Below are 22,993 nucleotides of genomic sequence, written 5' to 3'. Positions count from 1 at the left end.
ACTGTCGCCGCGCGCCGGATTCGCCGCAAGCCTGTGGAACGCATGCCTGGTTTCGCCATATGCGAAACCGTGACGCTCTCAGTTCGCCTCGGAGGCGGGATGCAGCAGCGCCGCCACCACGTTGTGCAACGCCTGTTGCTGGGCCTGCCCTTCGATGAAGGACAGCACATAGCTGCGCTCGTGCCAGTCGCCTTCCAGCGCGGCCCAGCCCAGCTCCGGCCCGGGGTGGAAGCTGCACAGCACGCCTGGCGGCATCAGGCCCACGCCCAGGCCTTCGCGCACCAGGGCCAGCATGGTGTCGAAGCCACTGACCGTGAAATCATTGCGGAACACCCTGCCCCGGCTGTGATGGGCACGGCGCAGGGCATTCAGGATGGCCGAGCCCCGGCCCAGGCTGACGATGCGGCACTCCAGCAGCCGGTCCAGCTCCACGGGCTGGTCGCCGAAGCTGAAATGCCTGCGGCTGTAGACCAGCACCAGGCTGTCGCGCCGGTAGTCGGCGCGCGGCAGGTCCACGAATCCGCTGGTTTTCTCGAAGATGCCGATGTCGATGACCTTGTCGCGCAGCAGTTGCTGGACGATGCGGCTGTTTTCTTCCATCACCTGCAGCGTGATGTGGGGATAGCGGCGCTGGGTGGCCGCGATGTCGGCGGCCAGGAACTGCAGGATGACCGACTTGGGCGCGCCGATGATGATGCGGCCGTCACGGCCGCGGCCCAGGGCCTGGGCATCGCCCTCCAGGCGATCGACCAGGTTGCCGATCTGGCGGATATGGGCCAGCAGCTTGAGGCCGGGCTCGGTGGCCTGCACGCCATGGGGCTGTCGCTTGAACAGGCGCGTGCCGAGCTGGGCCTCCAGATCACTGAGCCGCCGCGAGGCCGCCGCCACCGCCAGCTGCAGCCGGTCGGCAGCGCGCGAGATGCTGCCCTCCTCGGCAATGGCCAGCACGAGCTGCACGGTGGTGGAGTCGATCTTCATCATGGCGGCGGCCCTCTCGTCTGGCTTCTCGTCTGGCTGGAGGGCGACGATTGTGCCGCAGCGCCCCGCTGCGTCCCACCGGCCCTTTCGTCAGGCTTTGCGCAGAGCCTTGGCCTGGCGGGCCAGCGCCGTGATGCGGCTCCAGTCGCCCTGCTCCAGCGCATCCGTAGGCACCAGCCAGGAGCCGCCCACGCAGACCACATTCTTCAGGGCCAGGAACTCCTGGGCATTGGCCGGCGACACGCCGCCCGTGGGGCAAAAGCGCACATCGCCGAACGGACCCTGCCAGGCCTTGAGCATGGCCGTGCCGCCCGCCTGCACGGCGGGGAAGAATTTCAACTCGTTGAAGCCGTCGGCCTGGGCGGCCATGATCTCGCCGCTGGTGGCCACGCCGGGCAGCAGCGGCAGCTGCAGGTCCTGGCAGGCCTGGCCCAGTGCGCTGGTGTAGCCGGGGCTCACGGCAAAGCGCGCGCCAGCATGGGCACAGGCGCGCGCATCGGCTGCGCTGCGCACGGTGCCGGCGCCTACGATGGCCTCGGGCACGGCGCGCGCAATGGCCTCGATGCTGGCCAGGCCCTGGGGCGTGCGCAGCGTGACTTCCAGCACGCGGATGCCGCCCGCGACCAGGGCCTGGGCCATGGGAACGGCATGCGCGAGGTCGTTGAGAACGATGACCGGGATGACCGGCGCGTCCTGCATGAGCTCCAAGGCCGTCAGTCGTTGATCCATGTGCAAGCTCCCTCTTCTGCGCTGAGCGCGTGGCGCCGGAATCCGGCAAACAGTTCGCGGCCGAAACCCCGGCCATTGGCTTGGCGCAGCGTCCGGGGCATGGTGGCCACCAGGCGTTGCTGCCATTCGGATTCATCGACCAGCACGGCCAGGGTGCCGGCCACGGCGTCCAGGCGCACCAGGTCGCCATCGCGCAGGCGCGCCAGCGGCCCGCCCACGCAGGCCTCGGGCGAGACGTGGATGGCCGCAGGCACCTTGCCCGAGGCGCCGCTCATGCGGCCGTCCGTGACCAGGGCCACCTTGTAGCCCTTGCCCTGCAGCACGGCCAGGGGCGGAGTGAGCTTGTGCAGCTCGGGCATGCCATTGGCGCGCGGCCCCTGCCAGCGCACTACGCAGATGACATCGCGGTCCAGTTCGCCGGCCTTGAAGGCCTGCTGCAGCGCTTCCTGAGAGTCGAAGACGCGTGCGGGCGCCTCGACCACATGGCGGTCCTCGGGCACGGCGCTGACCTTGATCACGCTGCGCCCCAGGTTGCCGGACAGCAGCTTGAGCCCGCCCGTGGCGCTGAAGGGCGCATCGGCCGGGCGCAGCACGGACAGGTCGCCGGAGACTTCGGCCGCGTGCCAGGCCAACTGGCCGTTGTCCACGGCCGGAATGCGCGCGAACTCCTGCAGGCCATCGGGCCGCACGGTGAGCACATCGCCATGCATGAGGCCGGCCTTGAGCAACTGGCCGATCACATAGCCCGGACCGCCTGCGGCCTGGAACTGGTTCACGTCGGCGCTGCCGTTGGGATAGACGCGGGCCAGCAGCGGCACCACGCCCGAGAGCTCGGAAAAATCGTTCCAGTCGATGGTGATGCCCGCAGCGCGCGCCACCGCCACCCAGTGGATCAGATGGTTGGTGGAGCCGCCCGTGGCCAGCAGGGCCACCATGGCGTTGACGATGCAGCGCTCGTCCACCACGCGGCCGATGGGGGCGAAGCGCTTGTTCCTGGTGATGGCCAGCACGCTGCGCATGGCCTCGCGCGTGAGCAGTTCGCGCTCGCCGTCGGCCGGGTTGATGAAGGCCGTGCCCGGCACGTGCAGGCCCATGGCCTCCAGCAGCATCTGGTTGCTGTTGGCCGTGCCGTAGAAGGTGCAGGTGCCTTCGCCATGGTAGGCAGCCGATTCGGCGGCCAGCAGCTCCTTGCGGCCCACCAGGCCCTGCGCGGCCTGTTCGCGCACCTTGGCCTTGTCGCCGTTGGACAGGCCCGAGGTCATGGGTCCGGCCGGCACGAAGACCGTGGGCAGGTGCCCGAAATGCAGGGCGCCGATCAAGAGGCCCGGCACGATCTTGTCGCAGATGCCCAGCATCAGCGCAGCGTCGAATACGTCGTGCGAGAGCGCGATGGCCGTGCCCATGGCAATGGCATCGCGGCTGAACAGGCTCAGCTCCATGCCGGGCGCGCCCTGGGTCACGCCGTCGCACATGGCGGGTACGCCGCCGGCGACCTGCGCCGTGGCGCCCAGCCTGCGTGCCTCGTCCTTGAGGATATCGGGATAGCGGGCCAGCGGTGCGTGGGCCGACAGCACGTCGTTGTATGCGGTGACGATGGCGACGTTGGGCGCCTTCTCCTCGACGATGCGTATCCTGTCGCCGCCTGGAATGCCCGCAAAGGCATGCGCCACGTTGGCACAGCCCATGGACTGCGCGCCGGGCGGGCGCGCGGCCATGGCGTCCACCTGTTCCAGGTAGGCGGCACGTGATTCGGCACTGCGCTCGCGGATGCGGCGCGTGACCTGGTCGACGATGGGGTGGATGGTGCTCATGGGGTGTCCTGCGGATGCGCTGATGCGCGTTTTCTCTGTGTCGCGTTGTCTTTTTGGTGGATGTCGGCCGGGGCATCCCTCCCAGGTGCGTCCGGCCCTGAATCGAAGCTTACTTCACTGCGCGCGCCTGCTTGACGGCGGCCTGTACCTCATCCCAGGTACCCTGGCCCACGGTCTTGGCAATGCCGGCATTGACCGTGGCGAGCTTGTCGCGCATGCGTCCCACCTCGGCGGCGGGCAGCTCGTTGACCTGCATGCCCTTGGTCTTGATATCGGCCAGGGCCTTGGCCGCTTCCTCGCGCGTGTCCTTGCGCTCGAACTCGCGGCTCTTGACGGCGGCGTCCTGCAGCACCTTCTTCTCGGCCGGTGTCAGCGTGTCCCACCACTTCTTGCTGACGGTGACGATCCAGGGGCTGTAGACGTGGTTGGAGATGGTCAGGTACTTCTGCACCTCGTAGAACTTGCTGGACAGCACGGTGTTGAACGGGTTTTCCTGGCCATCGACGGCGCGGGTTTCCAGCGCGGTGAACAGTTCGGAGAACGGCAGCGGCACGGCGTTGGCGCCCAGGGCCTTGAAGCTGTCGAGGAAGACGTTGTTCTGCATCACGCGCAGCTTCACGTCGGCCAGGTCTTCCAGCTTGGCGATGGGGCGCTTGTTGTTGGTGAGGTTGCGGAAACCGTTCTCCCAGTAGACCAGGCCCACCATGCCCTTGGGCTCCAGCGTGGCCTTGACCTTCTCGCCCACGGGGCCGTCGAGCACGGCGTCGGCCTCCTTGGTGCTGCTGAACAGGAACGGCGTGTCCCAGACCGCCATCTCGGGCGACAGGCCGACCAGGGTGGCGGTGGAGCCGACCATCATCTCCTGGGCACCGCCGATCAGCGCCTGCTGCATCTGCGTGTCCGATCCCAGCGAGGCATTGCCGATGGCGCGCACCTTCATCTTGCCGCCCGTGGCCTTTTCGACCTCCTTGGCAAAGAAGCGCGCCGCGCGGCCCTGGTTGGAGTCATCGACCAGGCCGTAGCCGAAGCGCACGATGCGCGGCTTGAAGTCCTGGGCCATGGCCTGGCCCGTGGCGGCCAGCGTGGTGATGGCGGCCATCAGGCCGGCGAGTGCAAAGGGAATACGCATGTTCATCTCCTTGGGTTGTAGTGGGGGGTCAGTGCATCCAGCGCAGAGGGGCCAGGATGATTTGCGGAAAAATCACGAAAAGCACGGCAAGCAGCACATAGACCATCAGGAACGGGTTCGTGCCCTTGATCACGGTCTCCATGCGCAGCCGGCCCACGCCGGCAATCACGTTCTGCACCGTTCCCACGGGCGGCGTGATCAGGCCGATGCAGCCCACGTAGATGAACATGAAGCCGAAGTAGATGGGGTCGATGCCCGCCTTGACGGCCAGCGGCGCGCACACGGGGCCGAAGATCAGGATGGTCGGCGTCAGGTCCATGGCCGTGCCCACCACCAGCAGGAACAGCATCATCGTGGCCATGAACAGCATGGGGTTGCCCAGCAGGCCGGAGAAGCTGTCGGCCAGCATGTTGGGCAGGTCGGCCAGGGTGATCATGTAGGCCGTCACCGTGGCGGCGCCACACAGCAGCATGACCACGGCCGTGGTCTTGGCGGCGGCCAGGAACACGGCGTACAGACGGCTCCATGTCATCTCGCGGTAGATCACCATGGACACGAACAGCGCGTAGACGGCTGCGACCACGGCCGCCTCGGTGGGTGTGAACACGCCGCCCTTGAGGCCGCCCAGGATGATGACCGGCATCATCATCGCCCAGAAGCTCTTGGCCAGTGCCTTCAGACGCGGGCCCCAGGCCATGCGTTCGCCGCGCGACAGGTCGAACTTGCGGGCGATGGACCACCAGGCAAAGATCAGGAAGACGCCCATGATCAGGCCCGGCACCACGCCCGACAGGAACAGCTTGCTGATCGAGGTGTTGGTCGTCACGCCGTAGATCACGAAGGGCATGGACGGCGGAATGATGGGCGCAATGATGCCGCCCGAGGCGAGCAGGCCCGCGCTGTAGCTGTCGGGGTACTTTTGCTCGCGCATCATGGGCAGCAAGATGGTGGCCAGGGCAGCGGTGTCGGCAATGGCCGAGCCGCTCATCGAGGCCAGCAGCACGGCGGCGCCAATGGCCACGTAGCCCAGGCCGCCACGGATATGGCCCACATAGGCGCGCGCCAGGTCGATGATGCGGCGCGACAGGCCACCCGCGTTCATCAGCTCACCCGCCAGGATGAAGAAGGGCACGGCCAGCAGCGGGAAGTTGTCGAAGCCGGCCTGCAGGTTCTGCGCAAGCAGCTGCGAGTCGAAGAAGTCCAGATGCCACATCAGCGCCACGCCGGTCAACACCAGCGCCTGGGCAATGGGCATGCCGATCACCATGCCGCCGATCAGCACGGCCAGAAAGATCAGGGTCACAACCATGGTGCCTGCTCCTTACTCGACCGAAGTCTCGCCATGGTTTTCTGCCGGCGCGCCGCGGCGCAGGTCGCGCAGCGACACCAACAGCAGGCCCACGGCCAGCACCAGGGTGGCCGCAGCGCCCAGGGCCAGCGGGTAGCCCAGCACCGTGCTGTAGCTGTTCAGCCCGGCCTGCACCTGGGCCCATGAGCCCCACAGCAGCAGGCCCATGCAGACCAGAACCAGCGCCTGCGACACCCAGAACAACACCTTGCGCGCGCCAGGGCCCACGCGGGATGTCACAAGGTCGAAGCCCAGGTGGCTGCCCTCGAAAGCGGCCACGATGGCCCCAATGGCCACCAGCCAGACGAAGAGCAGGCGCGAGATTTCCTCATAGGAAACGATGCTGGTGTGAAACACATAGCGCAGCACCACGTTGACGAACACGGCAATGACCATGCCGGCCAGGGCCAGCACCATCAGCACCTCGGCAAAGTGCTGCAGGCGCGGCTTGGGCCGGACTGCGGGGGAATCGGATTGCATGGTTTTTGTCTCCTGGCGTTATGGGTTCTGGGAGAGAGGGGCGGCCTGCGGCGCCGGATGGACCAGCCAGTCCTGTGCGCGGTGCACGATGTCGGCCAGCGGCAGCGTGGCGTCCACGGACAGCACGGCGCGCTCGCCTGCCGGGCTTTCCAGCGTGGCGAACTGGTTGGCCACCAGCTCGGGCGAGAAGAAGTGGCCGGCGCGCTCCTGCACGCGCTGCAGCGCCGTGCCGTAGTCCAGGTCCAGAAAAACGAAGCCCACGGCGCCGGCCGGGCCGGCGGCACGCAGGCGGTCACGGTACTTGCGCTTGAGGGCCGAGCAGGTCAGCACCACGCCCTGCCCCGGCATGGCCTGGGCCAGCAGCCGTGCCAGCCGGTCCAGCCAGCCGCTGCGGTCGTCGTCGGTCAGGGGGATGCCAGCCTGCATCTTGCGGATGCTTTCCTCGGCATGGTGGGCATCGCCCTCGTGCAGGGTCCAGCCCAGGGCATCGGCCAGGGCCTGCCCCACGCTCGACTTGCCGCAGCCGGAAACGCCCATGACGACCAGCGCCCGTGGGCGGCTGCCTGCGGCGGTGGCGTCGGTTGTTGTTGGGATAGCGCTATCCATGTTCTTGCAAAAATTGGCAGACCAGGGTCTGCCTTGGATTTCGGTGTGCTTCAGAGGCCTTCGTCCGGGTTTACACGCAGGACTGCGGGCCTTCGAATGATTGGGATAGCGCTATCATAATCTCCAACCCTCTCGCCACCGACCTAGGACATTCCCTTGGCCCGCCAGATTCCGCCTGCATCTCCAGAATCGTCCTGCGCCGATCCTTGCGACCCGGCCCTGCCCGCCACGGGCCGCGCCCGTTCGTCGCGGGCCAGCGGACGCATAACGCTCAGCGATGTGGCACAGGCGGCCGGCGTCAGCCCCATGACGGTCTCACGCGCCCTGCGCGGCGAGCGGCGCGTGGACCCCGCCCTGGTCGAGAAAATCCGCGCCGCCGCCGCGCGCATGGGCTACGTGCCCGACCCTGCCGCGCGCGCTTTGGCCTCCCAGAAAAGTGCCCAGGTGCTGGTGCTGGTGCCCATGCTGTCCAACACCTTGTTCGTGGACCTGATCGAGTCTGTGCACAAGGTGCTGTTCGCCGCCGGCTACCACGCGCTGATCGGCGTGACCCACTATGACCGGGCCGAAGAGGAGCAACTGCTGCGCACCTACCTGCCCATGCGCCCTGCCGGCCTGCTGCTCACCGGCTTTGACCGCAGCCCCGCTGCGCGCGAACTCGTGCAGGCCAGCAAGGTGCCCTGCGTGCACCTGATGGAGCTGGGCGGCGAGCCGGGCACGCCCAGCGTGGGGTTTTCGCAGGCCGAAGCCGGAGCCGCCATCACCCGGCATCTGATGGAGCGCGGGCACAAGCGCATTGCCTTTTGCGCAGGCCAGCTCGATGCCCGCGTGATGCAGCGCGCCTCTGGCTACCGCCAGGCCCTGCAGGACGCGGGCCTGCACGACCCGGCCCTGGAACTGCTGTGGCCCCGCCCCACTTCGATGGCGCTGGGCGCCGAGCTGCTGGACGCCGCCCTGCGGCTGGATCCATCCGTCGATGCCCTCTTCTTCTGCAACGATGACATTGCCCAGGGCGCCCTGCTCGAAGCCCTGCGCCGCGGCATCCGCGTGCCGCAGCAGATCGCCATCGCCGGCTTCAACGACCTGCCCGGCAGCGACCAGATGGTGCCGCCACTGACCACCATCCGCACGCCGCGCGGCCATATCGGAACCGAAGGCGCGCGCATGCTGCTGCAATTGATGCGCGGCGAGGCCTTGCCATTGCACAGCCTGGATCTGGGATATGAGCTGGTGGTGCGGCAAAGCAGTTGAAGCGACAGTGGAAATGAAAAGGCCGGGTCTGCTGCCCGGCCTTTTATCTGGTCGACGCCTGCGGCGCAGGAATCACGCGGACATCACTCGAATTCCAGGATCACATCATCCACGGCCAGCGAGTCGCCCTTGCCGGCGCTGATCTTGCTGACCACACCGTCCTGCGACGCGAACAGGATGTTTTCCATCTTCATGGCCTCGATCACGGCCAGCTTTTCGCCGGCCTGCACCTTCTGGCCCGGCTGCACGGCCACGTCCACCAGCAGACCCGGCATGGGCGACAGCAGGAACCTGGACAGGTCCGGCGGTGCCTTGTAGGGCATGAGCCGGTGCAGTTCGCCGCCGCGCGGCGACAGCACCAGGGCGTCGATCTGCGTGCCGTTGTGGATGACGCGCAGGGCCAGTGGGTTCCTGGCCGTGCCGCGCTCGACCTGCGCCGTGAAAGGCTTGCCGTTGCAGCTGCCCTGCACGCACATGGCGCGCATCGGCGTCTCGCTGCGGAAGGTGTAGGGCTTGCCGTCCACGGTGACGGTGCTGGCGCGGCTTTCCGCGTCGAAGTCGGAAACCTGCACCTCGCGGTACTGGTGCTTGCCATCGGCCCCCAGCACGACCACGCAGTAGTCGGCCGAGACCTTGAGCTCATGACCGCGCATCTGGCCGCTGATGGTGGCGGCGCGCGCGCGGTAGCGGCGGTTCATGTGGCCTGCCAGGGCGACCAGGAAGTCGGGGTCGCCGTGCGGCACATCCTCGGCGTGGAAGCCGTGGGCGTAGTGCTCGGCGATGAAGCCGGTGTTGAACTCGCCGCTCTTGAACTTGGGATGGGCCAGCAGCGCGGCCTGGAACGGGATGTTGGAGCTGATGCCCCGGATCACGAAGGCGTTGAGCGCCTCGCGCATCTTGGCGATGGCGTCGTTGCGGTCGCTGCCGTGCACGATGAGCTTGGCGATCATCGAGTCGTAGAACATCGGGATTTCGCCGCCTTCATACACGCCCGTATCCACGCGCACGCCGTGCAGGTGGCCGGTGTCGGCCTGCCACATGGTCTGCTCGGGCGGCGAAAAGCGCACCAGGCGGCCGGTGGACGGCAGGAAGTTGCGGAACGGGTCCTCGGCGTTGATGCGGCACTCGATGGCCCAGCCATCGCGCTTGACGTCTTCCTGCGCGATGGCCAGCTTCTCGCCAGCGGCCACGCGGATCATCTGCTCGACCAGATCCAGGCCGGTGATGCACTCGGTCACCGGATGCTCCACCTGCAGGCGGGTGTTCATTTCCAGGAAGTAGAAATCCTGGTCCTTGCCGACCACGAACTCCACCGTGCCCGCGCTCTGGTAGCCCACGGCCTTGGCCAGGGCCACGGCCTGCTCTCCCATGGCGCGGCGCGTGGCATCGCTGATGAAGGGGGACGGCGCCTCTTCGATCACCTTCTGGTGCCGGCGCTGGATGGAGCATTCGCGCTCGTTCAGGTAGATCACGTTGCCGTGGCCGTCGCCCAGCACCTGGATCTCGATGTGGCGCGGCTCCTGCACGAACTTCTCGATGAAGATGCGGTCGTCGCCAAAGCTGTTGCGTGCCTCGTTCTGGCAGCTGGCAAAGCCCTCGAAGGCTTCCTTGTCGTTGTAGGCCACGCGCAGGCCCTTGCCGCCACCGCCGGCGCTGGCCTTGATCATCACGGGGTAGCCAATGCCCTTGGCGATTTCCACGGCGGCCTCGGGGCCGGCGATGGGATCGTTGTAGCCGGGGATGGTGCTCACGCCCGCCTTGTCGGCCAGCTTCTTGGAGGCGATCTTGTCGCCCATGGCCGCGATGGCCGCGTGCTTGGGGCCGATGAAGGCGATGCCCTCTTCCTCCACGCGCCGGGCGAAGGCCTCGTTCTCGGACAGGAAGCCATAGCCCGGGTGCACGGCCTGCGCGCCGGTCTGCTTGCAGGCGGCAATGATGCGGTCGGCCTGCAGGTAGGACTCGCGGCTGGGAGCGGCACCGATGTGCACGGCCTCGTCGGCCAGCTTGACGTGGCGTGCCTCGCGGTCCGCATCGGAGTACACCGCCACGGTCTGTATGCCCATCTTGCGGGCGGTGGCGATGACGCGGCAGGCAATCTCGCCGCGGTTGGCAATCAGGATCTTCTTGAACATCTTCGCAGCCTGTTTTTTCTGGATTCGATCTTTGATATCAGGGCTTGGTCACAGAGGGATGTTTCCATGCTTGCGCCACGGATTTTCCAGCTGCTTGTTCTTGAGCATCTGCAGCGAGCGGCAGATGCGCTTGCGCGTCTCATGCGGCTGGATCACATCGTCGATGAAGCCGCGCGCTCCTGCCACGAAGGGGTTGGCGAAGCGGGCCTTGTACTCGGCCTCGCGCGCTGCCAGCTTGGCGGGGTCGTTCTTGTCCTCGCGGAAGATGATCTCCACGGCGCCCTTGGCGCCCATCACGGCGATCTCGGCATGGGGCCAGGCCAGGTTGACGTCGCCGCGCAGGTGCTTGGAGGCCATCACGTCATAGGCGCCGCCGTAGGCCTTGCGCGTGATGACGGTGATCTTGGGCACCGTGGCCTCGGCATAGGCGTACAGCAGCTTGGCGCCGTGCTTGATGATGCCGCCGTACTCCTGGCTGGTGCCGGGCATGAAGCCGGGCACGTCCACGAAGGTGACCACGGGGATGTTGAAGGCATCGCAGAAACGCACGAAGCGCGCGGCCTTGATGGAGCTCTTGATGTCCAGGCAGCCGGCCAGCACCAGAGGCTGGTTGGCGACGATGCCCACGGTCTGCCCGTCCATGCGTGCAAAGCCCGTGAGGATGTTCTTGGCGTAGTCGGGCTGCAGCTCGAAGAAGTCGCCGTCGTCCACGGTCTTGAGGATCAGCTCCTTCATGTCGTAGGGCTTGTTGGCGTTGTCGGGCACCAGGGTGTCCAGCGACTTGTCGGCGCGGTCCACGGGGTCCGAGGTGTAGCGCACGGGCGCCTTCTCGCGGTTGTTCAGCGGCAGGTAGTTGTAGAGGCGGCGCAGCATCATCAGCGCCTCCACGTCGTTGTCGAAGGCCATGTCGGCCACGCCGCTGCGCGTGGTGTGGGTGATGGCGCCGCCCAGCTCCTCGGCCGTGACCTCCTCGTGCGTCACGGTCTTCACCACTTCGGGGCCGGTGACGAACATGTAGCTGCTGTCCTTGACCATGAAGATGAAGTCGGTCATGGCCGGCGAGTACACGGCGCCGCCCGCGCAGGGGCCCATGATCATGGAGATCTGCGGCACCACGCCGCTGGCCAGCACGTTCTTCTGGAACACGTCGGCATAGCCGCCCAGCGAGGCCACGCCTTCCTGGATGCGGGCGCCGCCCGAGTCGTTGAGGCCGATCACGGGGGCGCCGACCTTCATGGCCTGGTCCATGACCTTGCAGATCTTCTCGGCATGGGTCTCGGACAGCGCACCGCCGAAGACGGTGAAGTCCTGGCTGAAGACGAAGACCAGGCGGCCGTTGATCATGCCGTAGCCGGTGACCACGCCGTCGCCGGGGATCTTGCTGTCTTCCATGCCGAAGTCGGTGCAGCGGTGCTCGACGAACATGTCCCATTCCTCGAAGGTGCCGTCGTCCAGCAGCAGCTCGATGCGCTCGCGCGCCGTGAGCTTGCCCTTCTTGTGCTGTGCATCTATGCGCTTTTGGCCGCCACCCAGGCGGGCCTGTTCGCGCTTTGTCTCCAGTTGATCCAGGATGTCTTGCATGCTGCGATTCCTCTAACGTCTAACGGTAAGGTTTGTCTGGTCTTGTCTTGTCGGCCGTCACTGCGGCGCCGCCACGGGGCCGGCCTGCGCCTGCAGCAGATTTCTGGCGGCCGTGCTGGCCGCGATGCGCCCTGCTGCCACGTCGGCCTGCAGCTGGGGCAGCAGCGCCCGCACCTGCGGATGCTGCCGGAAGGCCTGCTTCAGGCCGGAGTCGATACGCTCCCACATCCAGGACAGCGCCTGGCGTTCGCGGCGCAGCGCCAGGCGCCCGTTGGCCTGCTGCAGGCGGCGGAATTCCTCCACCGCACCCCAGAAACCTTCAACGCCCTCCTTCTTGAGCGCGCTGATGGTGATGACCTGGGGCTGCCAAAGGCGCTCGTCGTGGTGGGCATGCTCGGGGTTGCCGTGCATGCCCAGCAGGCGCAGGCTGGAGGTGATCTGGGCCTGGGCGCGCGTGGCGGCATGCGGGTCGATGTCGGCCTTGTTGATGACCACCAGGTCGGCCAGCTCCATCACGCCCTTCTTGATGGCCTGCAGGTCGTCGCCCGCATTGGGCAGTTGCAGCAGGCAGAACATGTCGCACATGCCCTGCACGGCGATCTCGCTCTGGCCCACGCCCACGGTCTCGACGATGACCACATCGTAGCCAGCCGCCTCGCAGACCAGCATGGCCTCGCGGGTCTTCTCGGCCACGCCGCCCAGTGTGCCGCTGCTGGGGCTGGGGCGGATGTAGGCATCCGGATGAACGGACAACTGCTCCATGCGCGTCTTGTCGCCCAGGATGGAGCCGCCCGACACGGTGGACGATGGGTCGATGGCCAGCACCGCCACCCGTAGGCCGCGCCCAATCAGGAACAGGCCCAGCGTCTCGATGAAGGTGCTCTTGCCCACGCCCGGCACGCCGCTGATGCCCAGGCGGAAAGATCCGCCCGTATGCGGCAGCAGGGCCGTGAGCAGCCCATCGGCCGCAGCGCGGTGATCCGTGCGCGTGGATTCCAAAAGGGTGATGGCCTTGGCCATCGCCCGGCGCTGAACGGCAGGGTTGCCGTTCAGGATGCCGTCTTGCATTTGCTCGGGAGTCACTGCGGCGGGCTCAGAGGCTGTTGGCCTGGCGGATCTGCTCGAGCACGTCCTTGGCGCTGGCCGGGATGGGTGTGCCCGGGCCATAGACGCCCTTGACGCCGGCGTTGTAGAGGAAGTCGTAGTCCTGCGCGGGAATCACGCCGCCCACGAAGACGATGATGTCGTCCGCGCCCTGGCGGCGCAGTTCCTCGATGATGGCCGGCACCAGGGTCTTGTGGCCTGCCGCCAGCGTGGACACGCCCACGGCGTGCACGTCGTTCTCGATGGCCTGGCGCGCGCATTCCTCGGGCGTCTGGAACAGCGGGCCCATGTCCACGTCGAAGCCCAGGTCGGCAAAGGCCGTGGCCACCACCTTGGCGCCGCGGTCATGGCCGTCCTGGCCCAGCTTGGCGATCATCACGCGCGGGCGGCGGCCCAATTGCTCGGACGATGCGTCGATTTCGCCCTTGAGCTTTTCCCAGCCCTCGGCCGAGTCGTAGGCTGCTGCATACACGCCGGTCACCTTTTGCGTATCGGCGCGGTGGCGCCCGAAAACCTTCTCCAGCGCATCCGAGACCTCGCCCACCGTGGCGCGCAGGCGCACGGCCTGGATGGACAGGTCCAGCAGGTTGCCCTCGCCGCTTTCGGCGGCCTGAGTCAGGGCCTGAAGGGCGGCCTCGACCTTGGCGGCATCGCGGCTGGCCTTGATCTGGTTCAGGCGCGCGATCTGGCTGTCGCGCACCTTGACGTTGTCCACCTCGAGGATGTCGATGGCGTCTTCCTTGGCCAGCTTGTACTTGTTGACGCCGACGATGACGTCCTTGCCCGAGTCGATGCGCGCCTGCTTCTCGGCGGCGGCGGCCTCGATCTTGAGCTTGGCCCAGCCCGAATCCACGGCGGCGGTCATGCCGCCCATGGCCTCGACCTCCTCGATGATCTTCCAGGCGGCGTCGGCCATGTCCTGGGTCAGCTTTTCCATCATGTAGCTGCCGGCCCAGGGGTCGATCACATTGGTGATGTGGGTCTCTTCCTGGATGATCAGCTGCGTGTTGCGCGCAATGCGGGCCGAGAACTCGGTGGGCAGCGCAATGGCTTCGTCAAAGCTGTTGGTGTGCAGGCTCTGCGTGCCGCCGAAGACGGCAGCCATGGCCTCGATGGTCGTGCGCACCACGTTGTTGTAGGGGTCCTGCTCTGTCAGCGACCAGCCCGAAGTCTGGCAGTGCGTGCGCAGCATCAGGCTCTTGGCCTTCTTGGCGCCGAAACCCTTCATGATGCGGCACCACAGCAGGCGGGCCGCGCGCATCTTGGCGATTTCCAGGTAGAAATTCATGCCGATGGCCCAGAAGAAGGACAGCCGGCCCGCGAAATCGTCCACATCCATGCCCTTGGCCGTGGCGGTCTTGACGTACTCCTTGCCGTCGGCCAGCGTGAAGGCCAGTTCCAGCGCCTGGTTGGCGCCCGCCTCCTGCATGTGATAGCCCGAGATCGAGATCGAGTTGAACTTGGGCATGTTCTTGCTCGTGTACTCGATGATGTCGCCGATGATGCGCATCGACGGCTGGGGCGGGTAGATATAGGTGTTGCGGACCATGAACTCCTTGAGGATGTCGTTCTGTATGGTCCCCGACAGCTGGTCCTGGGCCACGCCCTGCTCCTCGGCCGCCACCACGTAGCCGGCCAGCACGGGCAGCACGGCGCCGTTCATGGTCATGGACACGCTGATCTTGTCCAGCGGGATCTGGTCGAACAGCACCTTCATGTCCTCGACCGAATCGATGGCCACGCCGGCCTTGCCCACGTCGCCCGTCACACGCGGATGGTCGCTGTCGTAGCCCCGGTGCGTGGCCAGGTCGAACGCCACCGACACGCCCTGCCCGCCGGCAGCCAGCGCCTTGCGGTAGAAGGCGTTGGACTCCTCGGCCGTGGAAAAGCCCGCGTACTGGCGAATGGTCCAGGGCCGGCCCGCGTACATGGTGGCCTGCGGGCCGCGAATATAGGGCTCGAAGCCTGGCAGGCTATCCGTATGGGGCAGATCCGCCGTGTCGGCCGCCGTGTACAGCGGCTTGACGTCGATGCCGTCGGGCGTGGTCCAGTGCAGTGCCTGGATGTCGCCCCCTGGAGCGGCCTTGGCGGCCGCCTGGGCCCATTTCTGCAGGTCGGCAGTTGCGAATTCCTGGCCGTTCTGCGCTGTCGGATGGTCTTGTCTCATGTTCTCAGGCTCGTGAATGACAGGTGCCCTTGAGGGCATGCCCCAGAGCTGCCGCAGTTTACATCATTCATAATTATTCATTCAAAATATCTTTGCCGATACAATCCGGGCCACATGTCGACAAACACCCTCACTCCCCGCGCGCTCTACGAACAGGTGGCAGAGAAGCTGCGCCTGCGCATCTTCGCGCACGAACTGGCGCCTGGTGACTGGATCGACGAACTGAAGATTGCCGAGGAATACGGCATCAGCCGCACCCCGCTGCGCGAGGCCCTGAAGGTGCTGGCCGCCGAGGGCCTGGTGACCATGAAGGTGCGCCGTGGCGCCTATGTGACAGAGGTGTCGTCCAAGGACATTGCCGATGTCTATCACCTGCTGAGCCTGCTGGAATCCGATGCCGTGCAGGTCGTGGCCGAATCGGGCAGCGATGAGGAACTTGCCGCCCTGCAGCAGACCCATGAGGAACTCAAGGCGCAGATGCGCGATGCAGACCGCTTCTTCGAGCTCAACGAGAGCTTTCACATGCAGCTGCTGCAGATCGCCGACAACCGCTGGCGCAACCAGCTGGTGGCCGACCTGCGCAAGGTCATGAAGCTCAACCGCCACAAGTCGCTGTTCAAGCAGGGCCGCATCGAGGACTCGCTGGCCGAGCACGAGACCGTCATGCAGGCCCTGCTGCGCCGCGATGGCGCGGCCGCCGCGCAGGCCATGCGTCAGCACTTCAGGAACGGTCTGGCTGCAGCGTCCTGAACTCGGGTTCATCTGAACCCTGGCTGGCTGGGCAACAGTGGCGACGTAGGCGGGCATGCGGCTCCTGGTTCGCTTCAGGCGCATCGCCCGAGAACGCTGCAGTGCAGCATAAACCTCGCCGCCAACTCCGCACATGTCCGAAGCTGACGCCGGGGCCTGCGGTAACCGGCAGCTATCATCAGCGGCACCATCCACTTCGGTCCGCACCTCTTCGCATGAGCATCCAAGATCCAGCCCGCGCCCCTTCCCTGGCCATGAGCCTGCCTGCCGATGCCAGCATGGCCACGGCCGCCACCCTGGTGGAAATGCTGGCCCTTCGCGTGCAGCAGACGCCCGCAGGCGAGGCCTACCGGGCCTATGACGAGGATGCGCGCAGCTGGAAGTCCCTGAACTGGGCGCAGACCGGCGAGCGCGTGGCCCTGTGGGCGCAGGCCCTGGCTGCGCAGGAGCTGGCACCGGGCTCGCGCATTGCCATTCTTTTGCCCAACGGGCTGGATGCCATGTCCATCGACCTGGCCAGCCTGCGCTGCGGCCATGTGCCGGTGCCCCTGCATTCCATAGACAACGCAGGCAGCATTGCCTACATCCTGGCCAATGCCCAGGTGTCCATGCTCTTCGTGGCCCAGGCATCGATCTGGGACAGGATCTGCGCCACCGGCCAGGCCTTGCCGGAGCTGCGCAAGGTGGTCGTGGCATCGGCCAAGCCGGCTTCCCGGGCCGCAGAGCCTGACACCGAAGGCGATGCCGCTGCACTGGAGGCCCTGCGCCAGATCCCCGTGCAACCGCTGGCCCAATGGCTGGCTGAAGGCGGCGCAGTCCCCCTGCCCCCGCCTCCCTCTGCCGAGGACCTGGCCGCCGTCGTCTACACCTCGGGCACCACGGGCAAGCCCAAGGGCGTGATGCTCACGCACCGCAACGTGGTCTCCAACGTACAGGCCGTGATGCAGCGGCTGCAGCCGCGCAGCGATGATGTTTTCCTGTCCTTCCTGCCGCTGTCGCACACCTTCGAGCGCACGGCAGGCTACTACCTGGCGATGGCCGTGGGCGCCTGCGTGGCCTATGCGCGCTCCGTGGCTCAGCTGGCCGAGGATCTCAAGACCCAGCGTCCCACGGTGCTGGTCTCCGTGCCGCGCATCTACGAGCGCGTGCACGCCAAGGTCATGGAGGCGCTGGCCCGTGCCCCGCTCAAGGCCCAGCTGTTCGAACTGGCCCAGGCCAGGGGCTGGCAACGCTTTTGTGAAATACAAGGCATTGCCGATGCGCAGGCGCCCCAGCCCGACGTGCCGGGCTGGATGCAATGGCTGCCCTGGCCCGTGCTCAACCATCTGGTGGCCAAGCCGCTGCTGGCCCAGTTTGGCGGGCGTGTGCGCGTGGCCGTGAGCGGTGGCGCGCCGCTGTCGCCCACGATTGCGCGCTGTTTTCTCGGCCTGGGCCTGCCGCTGATCCAGGGCTACGGAATGACCGAGACCTCGCCCGTGGTCTGCGCCAACACGCTGGAGGACAACCACCCGGCCACCGTGGGTCGCGCCCTGCCGGGCGTGGAAGTGCGCATTGGCGAGAATCGGGAACTGCAGGTGCGCGGGCCCTGCGTGATGCGGGGCTACTGGCAACGCCCCGAAGACACCGCCAAGACCTTCACAGACGACGGCTGGCTGCGCACCGGCGACCAGGCCGTGATCGAGGATGGGCGCGTGCGCATCCAGGGCCGCATCAAGGAAATCATCGTCACCTCCACCGGCGAGAAGATTCCACCGGCCGACCTGGAGCTGGCCATCACCGGCGACCCGTTCTTCACCCAGGTCTTTGTCGTGGGCGAAGACCGCCCCTTCATCGCCGCCGTGGCCGTCATCGAGCGTGGTGAATGGCAGGCCATGGCCCAGCGCCTGGGCCTGGATCCCGAAGATCCCAAGAGCCTGAACCACGCCGCCGCCGAGCGTGAAGCGCTGGCCCGCATCGAGAAACAGGTGGCCAGCTTTGCCCGCTATGCGGTCCCCCGTGCCGTGCACCTGGAACTGGAGCCCTGGACCATTGAGAACGGGCTGATGACGCCCACCCTCAAGCTCAAGCGCAACAACCTCATGGCGCGGTTTGAATCGCAGATTGCCGCCATGTACACCAAGCCCGCCGAGCGCTGGCAAGGCCGCAACAGCGCGGGGTGACCCCCAGCCCTTGACAAGCCGCCGCCGGAAAACGGCGGCTTTCCATATTTCTGATCTGAAAATTAAATTATGTAAGTTACATTGACTTGATCAAAAAGAAGGCAAGAACGCCCTGTCCGCGCTCTTGCCTTGCCCGCTTCAGGCAGCGGCCAATGCCCTGCCGGCGGGCGCCATGCCGATCTCCTTGAACTCGCTGATCCTGAACGTGGCCACCGCCTGGGCCAACACGCGGGCCTGTCGCTCCAGGCTGGCAGCTGCAGCGGCAGACTCTTCCACCAGGGCAGCGTTTTGCTGCGTGACCTGGTCCATCTGGGAGACCGCCTCGCTGATCTGTCCCAGGCCGCCGCTTTGCTCCACGCTGGCGGCCGAGATGGCCTCGATCAACGACGCCACTTCGCGCACTTGGGATTCGATGGCGTCCATGGCCTTGCCGGCTTCCCGGACCTGGTTGCCGCCCATTCGCACCGTCTCGGTGGAGGCCGTGATCAGCGCCTTGATTTCACGCGCCGCTGCGGCGCTGCGTTGGGCCAGGGAGCGCACTTCTCCGGCCACCACGGCAAACCCCCTGCCCTGCTCGCCCGCCCGCGCGGCCTCCACCGCTGCGTTGAGCGCCAGGATATTCGTCTGGAAGGCGATGGAATCGATGACGCCCGTGATCTCGGCAATCTTTCCGCTGCTGGCCGAGATTTCGTCCATGGTGCCCACGACCCTGGCGACAGCGCCGCCGCCCACGCCCGCCACCTCCTTGGCGCGCACGGCCAGGGCGCTGGCCTGCCGCGCATTCTCCGAACTCTGGCCCACATTGCCTGCCAGCTGCTCCATGGAGGCCGCCGTCTCCTGCAGGCTGGAGGCCTGGTGTTCGGTGCGGCTGCTCAGGTCCTGGTTGCCTGCCGCGATCTGGCTGGATGCCGTGGTCACCGACTCCACCCCGCGCCGCACATCGCCAACGATGCTGGCCAGCGATTCGCGCATGGCACTCATGGAGCGCAGCAGGTCGCCGACTTCGTCGCGCCCCGTGGCCTGGATCTCGGAAGCCAGATCGCCCTGCTCGATGTGCCGGGCCACCTCCACGGCGGACTTCAGGGGAACGGTGATGGAGCGCGTGACCACATAGCCCAGCGCCACGGCGAGGATGACAGCGGCCGCGACAAAGCCGTAGATCAGCATCTGCGACTGCGCCAGAACCTGGCGGGAGTCCGCATACACATCCTCGGATGCCTTGAGCTGCAGCTCCACCAGTTCGCCGATCTTGGCGCTGATGGGGTCTACGCTGGCATACAGCGCGCCATCGAACTCGTCCAGGCTGCCGGCCCTTTTTCCATCCAGCGTCTTGAGCCGCTGCAGCAGCCGGTCGATGCTCTGGTTGGCAGGTGCGAACATCGCCTGCGCCTGGCTGGCCAGCACGGCCTCCTGCGAGGTCAGCTGTGTGGACGAATAGCTGCGCCAGGCCGCATCGATCGCGGGCAGCGTGCCGGAAATGCTCGCCGCTGCCTCCTGCGCCGTGATCAGGCCGGCATTCGCCTTGTTGACCGTATCTATGACGTTGACGGCGTAGGCGTCCGCAATCTGCTTGAGCTGCTTGAGCGGAACCACGCGGTCCTGGTACATGGTCTGCGTGCCCGAGAACACATGGCCCAGCGCCCTTGCGCCGACGGCGCCCACGGCCATCAGGCAGATCAGCAGAACAAGAAAAACACCGGTAAGCCGGGTACCGATACGCACATCGCCGAGTTTTTTCATCGCAGATCCCTCTGTCCCCGTGACGCCATCGGTATAGGCCATCGCTATCGCATCCCGGCAGTCACATTGCTTGCCTTATCGGTAGCAACCGCCGGTTTCTTGAGAGTCAAAAATCAATAAGTTCCATAGGAGTTGCGACGCTCGCGGCTACCGCCCCGCAGGCAAGCCCCCTTCCCCATCCGTGTTGCAGAGCCAACCCTCTCAAAGTCCGAACAGCATTTTCATGTAAGTTACATTGAATGTCTTGAAAAACGGCCCGTGAAAACACGGGCCATCTCACTGGATCAGACGTAGACGTCGACCACCCCGCCCAGCCCGGGTGCCTTGCCGCCCTTCGATGGGGATTGCGATGGCGCCTCGGCGGCCTGCTGCTGCTCGCGCTGCTTGTCGAGCTGGGCCTGCTGCCTGGCGCGCATCAGCGCCTCGATCTGGTTTTGCACCATCATGATCTGCGTCTGCAGCAGCTTGGACTTCTGTTGCTTGGCCTTGGCGTCGATGTTCTCGGAGGCCACTTCCTTGAGCGCCTGCTGCAGCTCCTTGAGCTTGCGCTGCAACGCAGCGATGTCATTGCCGCCGGAAGATGAAGCGGCTCCCGAGGCGGAAGCCGAGGTGGAGGATGAGACTTGCATGCCCCATATATCGACCACTGGCGGGCGAACTGAAGGCCCAAAACGCCCCACCCCCGGCCGCCATCACCCCAGCCAGTGCCGCAGCGCACCCGCCGACGCAATGCCGATCAGCACCGTCGGCAGAATGGGCAGCCGGCTGGCCGCCACCAGCGTCACCACCAGGGCCAGCAGATCGGCCGGCCGCTCGGACACAAACGCCGGGCCAATCACCGAGATCAGCACGCAGCCCGGCAGGCTTTCCATCACGTACTGCATGCGCGGGCTCAGCGTGCGCCCGCGCAGCAGCAGGTAGCCGATCACCCGCGTGAAATACGTGCTGCACGCCATGAGCACCAGCGTCAGCAAGGTTGTGGCTTCCATCGCTCAGCTCCTGGGCGCCAGCAAGGCCGCGCAGATCAGGCCCGAAACAGCGCCGGCCGCCACATACCAGGCGCCAGGCACCAGCTTGTAGACCAGGGCCGCCGTCAGCAGGCTCACCAGCCAGGGCCGGCAAGGCCTGACGCCCTTCCACATGCCGCGCAGCAGCACCAGAAACACGGCGGTGAACGCCATGTCGAAGCCGTACTGCTCCAGGTCGCCAATGCGCGGCCCCAGAAAGGCACCGGCCGCCGTGCACGACACCCAGGCCATGTACAGGCCTGCCGACACGCCCATGTAGTAAGGCAGGCTCACGCGCCGGGCAGCACTGCGCTGCGCGTCGGCCAGGGCCAGCGCCCAGCTTTCGTCGCACATGAAGAACAGGGCCGGCAGCGCACGGCGCCTGGGCAGATGGCGCAGATAGGGCGCCAGTGCCGCACCCATCAGGATGTGCCGGCAATTGACCAGGAAGGACATGGCGACGATCAGCAGCACATGCGGCGGCGACGTCCACAGCCGTATGGCCGTGAACTCCGAGCCGCCGCCGAAGTTCATCCCGGTCATGAGAGGAACTTCCAGCGGTGCCAGCCCCTTTTGCACGGCCTGCGCGCCCAGCACCAGGGCAAAGGGCACGAAGCCCAGCATCACGGGAATCGCATCCCTGAAGCCGCGAAAGGCCTCGGAACTGCGGGAGACGGAATCTGCCGAAACGGCAGCGGGGGAAAGTGGAATGGATGAAGACATGGAGAGCGGCGATTGTCGGCCTGTGCCGCTGGAATTTACTGCCGATTCATGCTTCCACCAGCCATTTTACAGATGTTTATGCCGATTTATTGGAGCACCTGGAAATAATCTGCCGCACACAGGCTGATCAAAGCATTTCCATGGCTGGCGGCGCTCCTCGGATGGCCGCGCCTGCCCTCCTGACATTTCACGAAACCCAACAGCCATTGGCTCCCGCCATGCTGCAGTGCGTCGCAAACGGCTGTGCCGGCCAGGGCGGCGGCGGGACCATGAAGCCCTCATCACTTCGCTTCACCTGAAAGGTTCCCCATGCGCACTTCCCACTTCACCCGCTTGATCGCCCTGGCCGCCCTCAGCCTGGGCCTGGCCGGCACCGCCCTCGCCCAGGACGCCACGCCCTCCTCCACTGCTGCCCCTACCGACCTCAGCCGAGCCCAGGTGCTGGCCGACCTGGAAATGTGGCACCGCGCCGGACTCACCTATGTCTCGGACCGCGAGATCGATGTCCGCTCCACCGAATACCAGCGCGGCCTGGAGCGCTACCAGCAGCTGCGCGCCAGCCCCGCCTACCGTGAGGCCGTGACCAGACTGGAGAAAGGGCATGCGGTGGCTCAAGACAAGTGAGCGTTAGAGTGACGCGAGGCGCGAGATACTGTGCAGTTTCCGCAACTGCGAGCATCGCCCCTCACTCCATGAATATCCGCATAGTCAACGGCGACCTTCTGGACCAGGACGTTGAAGTCATCGTCAACTCATGGAATAGAAACATCATTCCCTGGTGGCTGTTGATCCCCCAAGGCGTGTCCGGCGCAATCAAGCGCAAGGGGGACTGCAGCCATTCCTGGAGGTTGCGCGGGCCGGCCCCATTCCTCTGGGCGATGCCGTACTGACATCTGCCGGCAGACTGCCTTTCAAAGGCATCATCCACGTGGCGGGCATCAATCTTCTTTGGAGGGCGTCAGAACTCTCCATTGAGAGGTCCATCCACTCGGCCCTGCAACTTGTCAACGATCACGGCTTCAAATCCGTAGCCTTTCCCCTCATCGGTTGCGGATCTGGAGGCTTCAATGAAGACACTGCCATCCGCATCATGAAGAACACCATTGCCCAAGTCGAAACGAGGGCAGCGGTTGTGCTGGTCGTTTTTGGCAAGGCACGATAGTTGTTGTAACGGTCGAAGCCCGGATATCGCAGGTCGAACTTAGTCGCCTGCGCATAGCTGGGGCCGCTGACCGTCTGGCCGTAGCCACGGTCGCCCGTGGTGGGACGCACTTCGTCAAATCCCGAGACCAGCCATT

Annotated in this window: 21 protein-coding genes; 6 read left to right on the top strand and 15 right to left on the bottom strand. The window is 66.1% G+C overall.

What is annotated here, in order from left to right:
- Positions 1-78: 78 nt before the first annotated feature.
- The 7 genes from ACN20X_RS17650 to ACN20X_RS17620 all read right to left on the bottom strand — a co-directional run bounded on the left by ACN20X_RS17650 (position 79) and on the right by ACN20X_RS17620 (position 7,081).
- Positions 79-981: a LysR family transcriptional regulator gene (locus ACN20X_RS17650; protein WP_473209666.1), complete on the bottom strand. Its 903-nt coding sequence runs from the start codon at positions 979-981 to the stop codon at positions 79-81.
- Positions 982-1,068: 87 nt separating this feature from the next.
- Positions 1,069-1,707 carry a bifunctional 4-hydroxy-2-oxoglutarate aldolase/2-dehydro-3-deoxy-phosphogluconate aldolase gene (locus tag ACN20X_RS17645; RefSeq protein ID WP_016446061.1) on the bottom strand — a complete coding sequence of 213 codons (639 nt, stop codon included), beginning with the start codon at positions 1,705-1,707 and terminating at the stop codon, positions 1,069-1,071.
- A complete protein-coding gene (gene edd / locus ACN20X_RS17640) occupies positions 1,692-3,518 on the bottom strand; it encodes a phosphogluconate dehydratase (RefSeq protein WP_288898358.1) in 1,827 nt (608 codons plus the stop codon). Before edd ends, ACN20X_RS17645 begins: the two co-directional genes overlap by 16 nt.
- A 109-nt stretch (positions 3,519-3,627) precedes the next feature.
- The gene (locus ACN20X_RS17635) at positions 3,628-4,647 is read right to left on the bottom strand and encodes a TRAP transporter substrate-binding protein (RefSeq protein WP_016453430.1); all 1,020 of its coding nucleotides are present in this window, start codon (positions 4,645-4,647) and stop codon (positions 3,628-3,630) included.
- Positions 4,648-4,675: 28 nt separating this feature from the next.
- Positions 4,676-5,956 (bottom strand): TRAP transporter large permease, encoded by a 1,281-nt coding sequence (locus ACN20X_RS17630; RefSeq protein WP_016446058.1) that lies wholly within the window; start codon positions 5,954-5,956, stop codon positions 4,676-4,678.
- Positions 5,957-5,968: 12 nt separating this feature from the next.
- A complete protein-coding gene (locus ACN20X_RS17625; RefSeq protein WP_016446057.1) occupies positions 5,969-6,475 on the bottom strand; it encodes a TRAP transporter small permease in 507 nt (168 codons plus the stop codon).
- An 18-nt stretch (positions 6,476-6,493) separates the two neighbouring features.
- Positions 6,494-7,081, bottom strand: a complete 588-nt coding sequence (locus ACN20X_RS17620) for a gluconokinase (RefSeq protein WP_370690597.1) — start codon at positions 7,079-7,081, stop codon at positions 6,494-6,496.
- A gap of 156 nt (positions 7,082-7,237) precedes the next feature.
- Between ACN20X_RS17620 and gntR the strand changes: the two genes are divergently transcribed.
- Positions 7,238-8,332, top strand: a complete 1,095-nt coding sequence (gene gntR / locus ACN20X_RS17615) for an HTH-type transcriptional regulator GntR (RefSeq protein WP_046983925.1) — start codon at positions 7,238-7,240, stop codon at positions 8,330-8,332.
- An 83-nt stretch (positions 8,333-8,415) separates the two neighbouring features.
- Here the strand turns inward: gntR and ACN20X_RS17610 are convergent, their stop codons facing one another.
- The 4 genes from ACN20X_RS17610 to scpA are packed head-to-tail and all read right to left on the bottom strand — an operon-like array spanning position 8,416 to position 15,316.
- Positions 8,416-10,464 carry an acetyl-CoA carboxylase biotin carboxylase subunit gene (locus tag ACN20X_RS17610; protein ID WP_016446054.1) on the bottom strand — a complete coding sequence of 683 codons (2,049 nt, stop codon included), beginning with the start codon at positions 10,462-10,464 and terminating at the stop codon, positions 8,416-8,418.
- Between the two features lie 48 nt (positions 10,465-10,512).
- Complete coding sequence (locus tag ACN20X_RS17605; protein ID WP_016446053.1) at positions 10,513-12,045, bottom strand: acyl-CoA carboxylase subunit beta; 1,533 nt, start codon at positions 12,043-12,045, stop codon at positions 10,513-10,515.
- A 57-nt stretch (positions 12,046-12,102) separates the two neighbouring features.
- Complete coding sequence (gene meaB / locus ACN20X_RS17600) at positions 12,103-13,113, bottom strand: methylmalonyl Co-A mutase-associated GTPase MeaB (protein WP_016446052.1); 1,011 nt, start codon at positions 13,111-13,113, stop codon at positions 12,103-12,105.
- Positions 13,114-13,138: 25 nt separating this feature from the next.
- Complete coding sequence (gene scpA, locus ACN20X_RS17595; RefSeq protein WP_016446051.1) at positions 13,139-15,316, bottom strand: methylmalonyl-CoA mutase; 2,178 nt, start codon at positions 15,314-15,316, stop codon at positions 13,139-13,141.
- Between the two features lie 114 nt (positions 15,317-15,430).
- On the opposite strand from scpA, the gene ACN20X_RS17590 reads away from it, so the two are divergent.
- Together ACN20X_RS17590 and ACN20X_RS17585 are read left to right on the top strand one after the other, a co-directional pair.
- On the top strand, positions 15,431-16,066 hold the full coding sequence (locus ACN20X_RS17590; protein WP_016446050.1) for a GntR family transcriptional regulator: 636 nt from the start codon (positions 15,431-15,433) through the stop codon (positions 16,064-16,066).
- Positions 16,067-16,281: 215 nt separating this feature from the next.
- Positions 16,282-18,225: an AMP-dependent synthetase/ligase gene (locus ACN20X_RS17585; protein ID WP_473209665.1), complete on the top strand. Its 1,944-nt coding sequence runs from the start codon at positions 16,282-16,284 to the stop codon at positions 18,223-18,225.
- A gap of 138 nt (positions 18,226-18,363) precedes the next feature.
- Here ACN20X_RS17585 and ACN20X_RS17580 read toward each other — a convergent pair whose 3' ends face one another.
- From ACN20X_RS17580 to ACN20X_RS17565, 4 genes are all read right to left on the bottom strand, one after another.
- Positions 18,364-19,965, bottom strand: a complete 1,602-nt coding sequence (locus ACN20X_RS17580; protein WP_473209664.1) for a methyl-accepting chemotaxis protein — start codon at positions 19,963-19,965, stop codon at positions 18,364-18,366.
- 284 nt (positions 19,966-20,249) lie between these two features.
- Complete coding sequence (locus tag ACN20X_RS17575) at positions 20,250-20,594, bottom strand: FlxA-like family protein (RefSeq protein ID WP_016446047.1); 345 nt, start codon at positions 20,592-20,594, stop codon at positions 20,250-20,252.
- Positions 20,595-20,657: 63 nt separating this feature from the next.
- On the bottom strand, positions 20,658-20,954 hold the full coding sequence (locus ACN20X_RS17570; protein WP_209801698.1) for an AzlD family protein: 297 nt from the start codon (positions 20,952-20,954) through the stop codon (positions 20,658-20,660).
- Between the two features lie 3 nt (positions 20,955-20,957).
- Complete coding sequence (locus tag ACN20X_RS17565; RefSeq protein WP_016446045.1) at positions 20,958-21,695, bottom strand: AzlC family ABC transporter permease; 738 nt, start codon at positions 21,693-21,695, stop codon at positions 20,958-20,960.
- On the opposite strand from ACN20X_RS17565, the gene ACN20X_RS17560 reads away from it, so the two are divergent.
- The 3 genes from ACN20X_RS17560 to ACN20X_RS17550 all read left to right on the top strand — a co-directional run bounded on the left by ACN20X_RS17560 (position 21,686) and on the right by ACN20X_RS17550 (position 22,857).
- Positions 21,686-21,994, top strand: a complete 309-nt coding sequence (locus ACN20X_RS17560) for a hypothetical protein (RefSeq protein ID WP_343740769.1) — start codon at positions 21,686-21,688, stop codon at positions 21,992-21,994. The genes ACN20X_RS17565 and ACN20X_RS17560 overlap by 10 nt on opposite strands.
- A 10-nt stretch (positions 21,995-22,004) precedes the next feature.
- A complete protein-coding gene (locus tag ACN20X_RS17555; RefSeq protein ID WP_473209663.1) occupies positions 22,005-22,319 on the top strand; it encodes a DUF4148 domain-containing protein in 315 nt (104 codons plus the stop codon).
- A 154-nt stretch (positions 22,320-22,473) separates the two neighbouring features.
- The gene (locus ACN20X_RS17550) at positions 22,474-22,857 is read left to right on the top strand and encodes a macro domain-containing protein (protein ID WP_473209662.1); all 384 of its coding nucleotides are present in this window, start codon (positions 22,474-22,476) and stop codon (positions 22,855-22,857) included.
- Positions 22,858-22,993: the final 136 nt, after the last annotated feature.

This window comes from Delftia sp. PX-1 (assembly GCF_055797465.1).
The sequence above is the reverse complement of the archived record's forward strand: the minus strand, read 5'-3'. Positions and strand labels throughout refer to the sequence as shown.

Coding starts and splice junctions, on each gene's coding strand:
- ACN20X_RS17650 (WP_473209666.1), bottom strand. CDS start 981: ATGATGAAGATCGACTCCACCACCGTGCAGCTCGTGCTGGCCATTGCC.
- ACN20X_RS17645 (WP_016446061.1), bottom strand. CDS start 1,707: ATGGATCAACGACTGACGGCCTTGGAGCTCATGCAGGACGCGCCGGTC.
- edd (WP_288898358.1), bottom strand. CDS start 3,518: ATGAGCACCATCCACCCCATCGTCGACCAGGTCACGCGCCGCATCCGC.
- ACN20X_RS17635 (WP_016453430.1), bottom strand. CDS start 4,647: ATGCGTATTCCCTTTGCACTCGCCGGCCTGATGGCCGCCATCACCACG.
- ACN20X_RS17630 (WP_016446058.1), bottom strand. CDS start 5,956: ATGGTTGTGACCCTGATCTTTCTGGCCGTGCTGATCGGCGGCATGGTG.
- ACN20X_RS17625 (WP_016446057.1), bottom strand. CDS start 6,475: ATGCAATCCGATTCCCCCGCAGTCCGGCCCAAGCCGCGCCTGCAGCAC.
- ACN20X_RS17620 (WP_370690597.1), bottom strand. CDS start 7,081: ATGGATAGCGCTATCCCAACAACAACCGACGCCACCGCCGCAGGCAGC.
- ACN20X_RS17610 (WP_016446054.1), bottom strand. CDS start 10,464: ATGTTCAAGAAGATCCTGATTGCCAACCGCGGCGAGATTGCCTGCCGC.
- ACN20X_RS17605 (WP_016446053.1), bottom strand. CDS start 12,045: ATGCAAGACATCCTGGATCAACTGGAGACAAAGCGCGAACAGGCCCGC.
- meaB (WP_016446052.1), bottom strand. CDS start 13,113: ATGCAAGACGGCATCCTGAACGGCAACCCTGCCGTTCAGCGCCGGGCG.
- scpA (WP_016446051.1), bottom strand. CDS start 15,316: ATGAGACAAGACCATCCGACAGCGCAGAACGGCCAGGAATTCGCAACT.
- ACN20X_RS17590 (WP_016446050.1), top strand. CDS start 15,431: ATGTCGACAAACACCCTCACTCCCCGCGCGCTCTACGAACAGGTGGCA.
- ACN20X_RS17585 (WP_473209665.1), top strand. CDS start 16,282: ATGAGCATCCAAGATCCAGCCCGCGCCCCTTCCCTGGCCATGAGCCTG.
- ACN20X_RS17580 (WP_473209664.1), bottom strand. CDS start 19,965: ATGAAAAAACTCGGCGATGTGCGTATCGGTACCCGGCTTACCGGTGTT.
- ACN20X_RS17575 (WP_016446047.1), bottom strand. CDS start 20,594: ATGCAAGTCTCATCCTCCACCTCGGCTTCCGCCTCGGGAGCCGCTTCA.
- ACN20X_RS17570 (WP_209801698.1), bottom strand. CDS start 20,954: ATGGAAGCCACAACCTTGCTGACGCTGGTGCTCATGGCGTGCAGCACG.
- ACN20X_RS17560 (WP_343740769.1), top strand. CDS start 21,686: ATGAAGACATGGAGAGCGGCGATTGTCGGCCTGTGCCGCTGGAATTTA.
- ACN20X_RS17565 (WP_016446045.1), bottom strand. CDS start 21,695: ATGTCTTCATCCATTCCACTTTCCCCCGCTGCCGTTTCGGCAGATTCC.
- ACN20X_RS17555 (WP_473209663.1), top strand. CDS start 22,005: ATGCGCACTTCCCACTTCACCCGCTTGATCGCCCTGGCCGCCCTCAGC.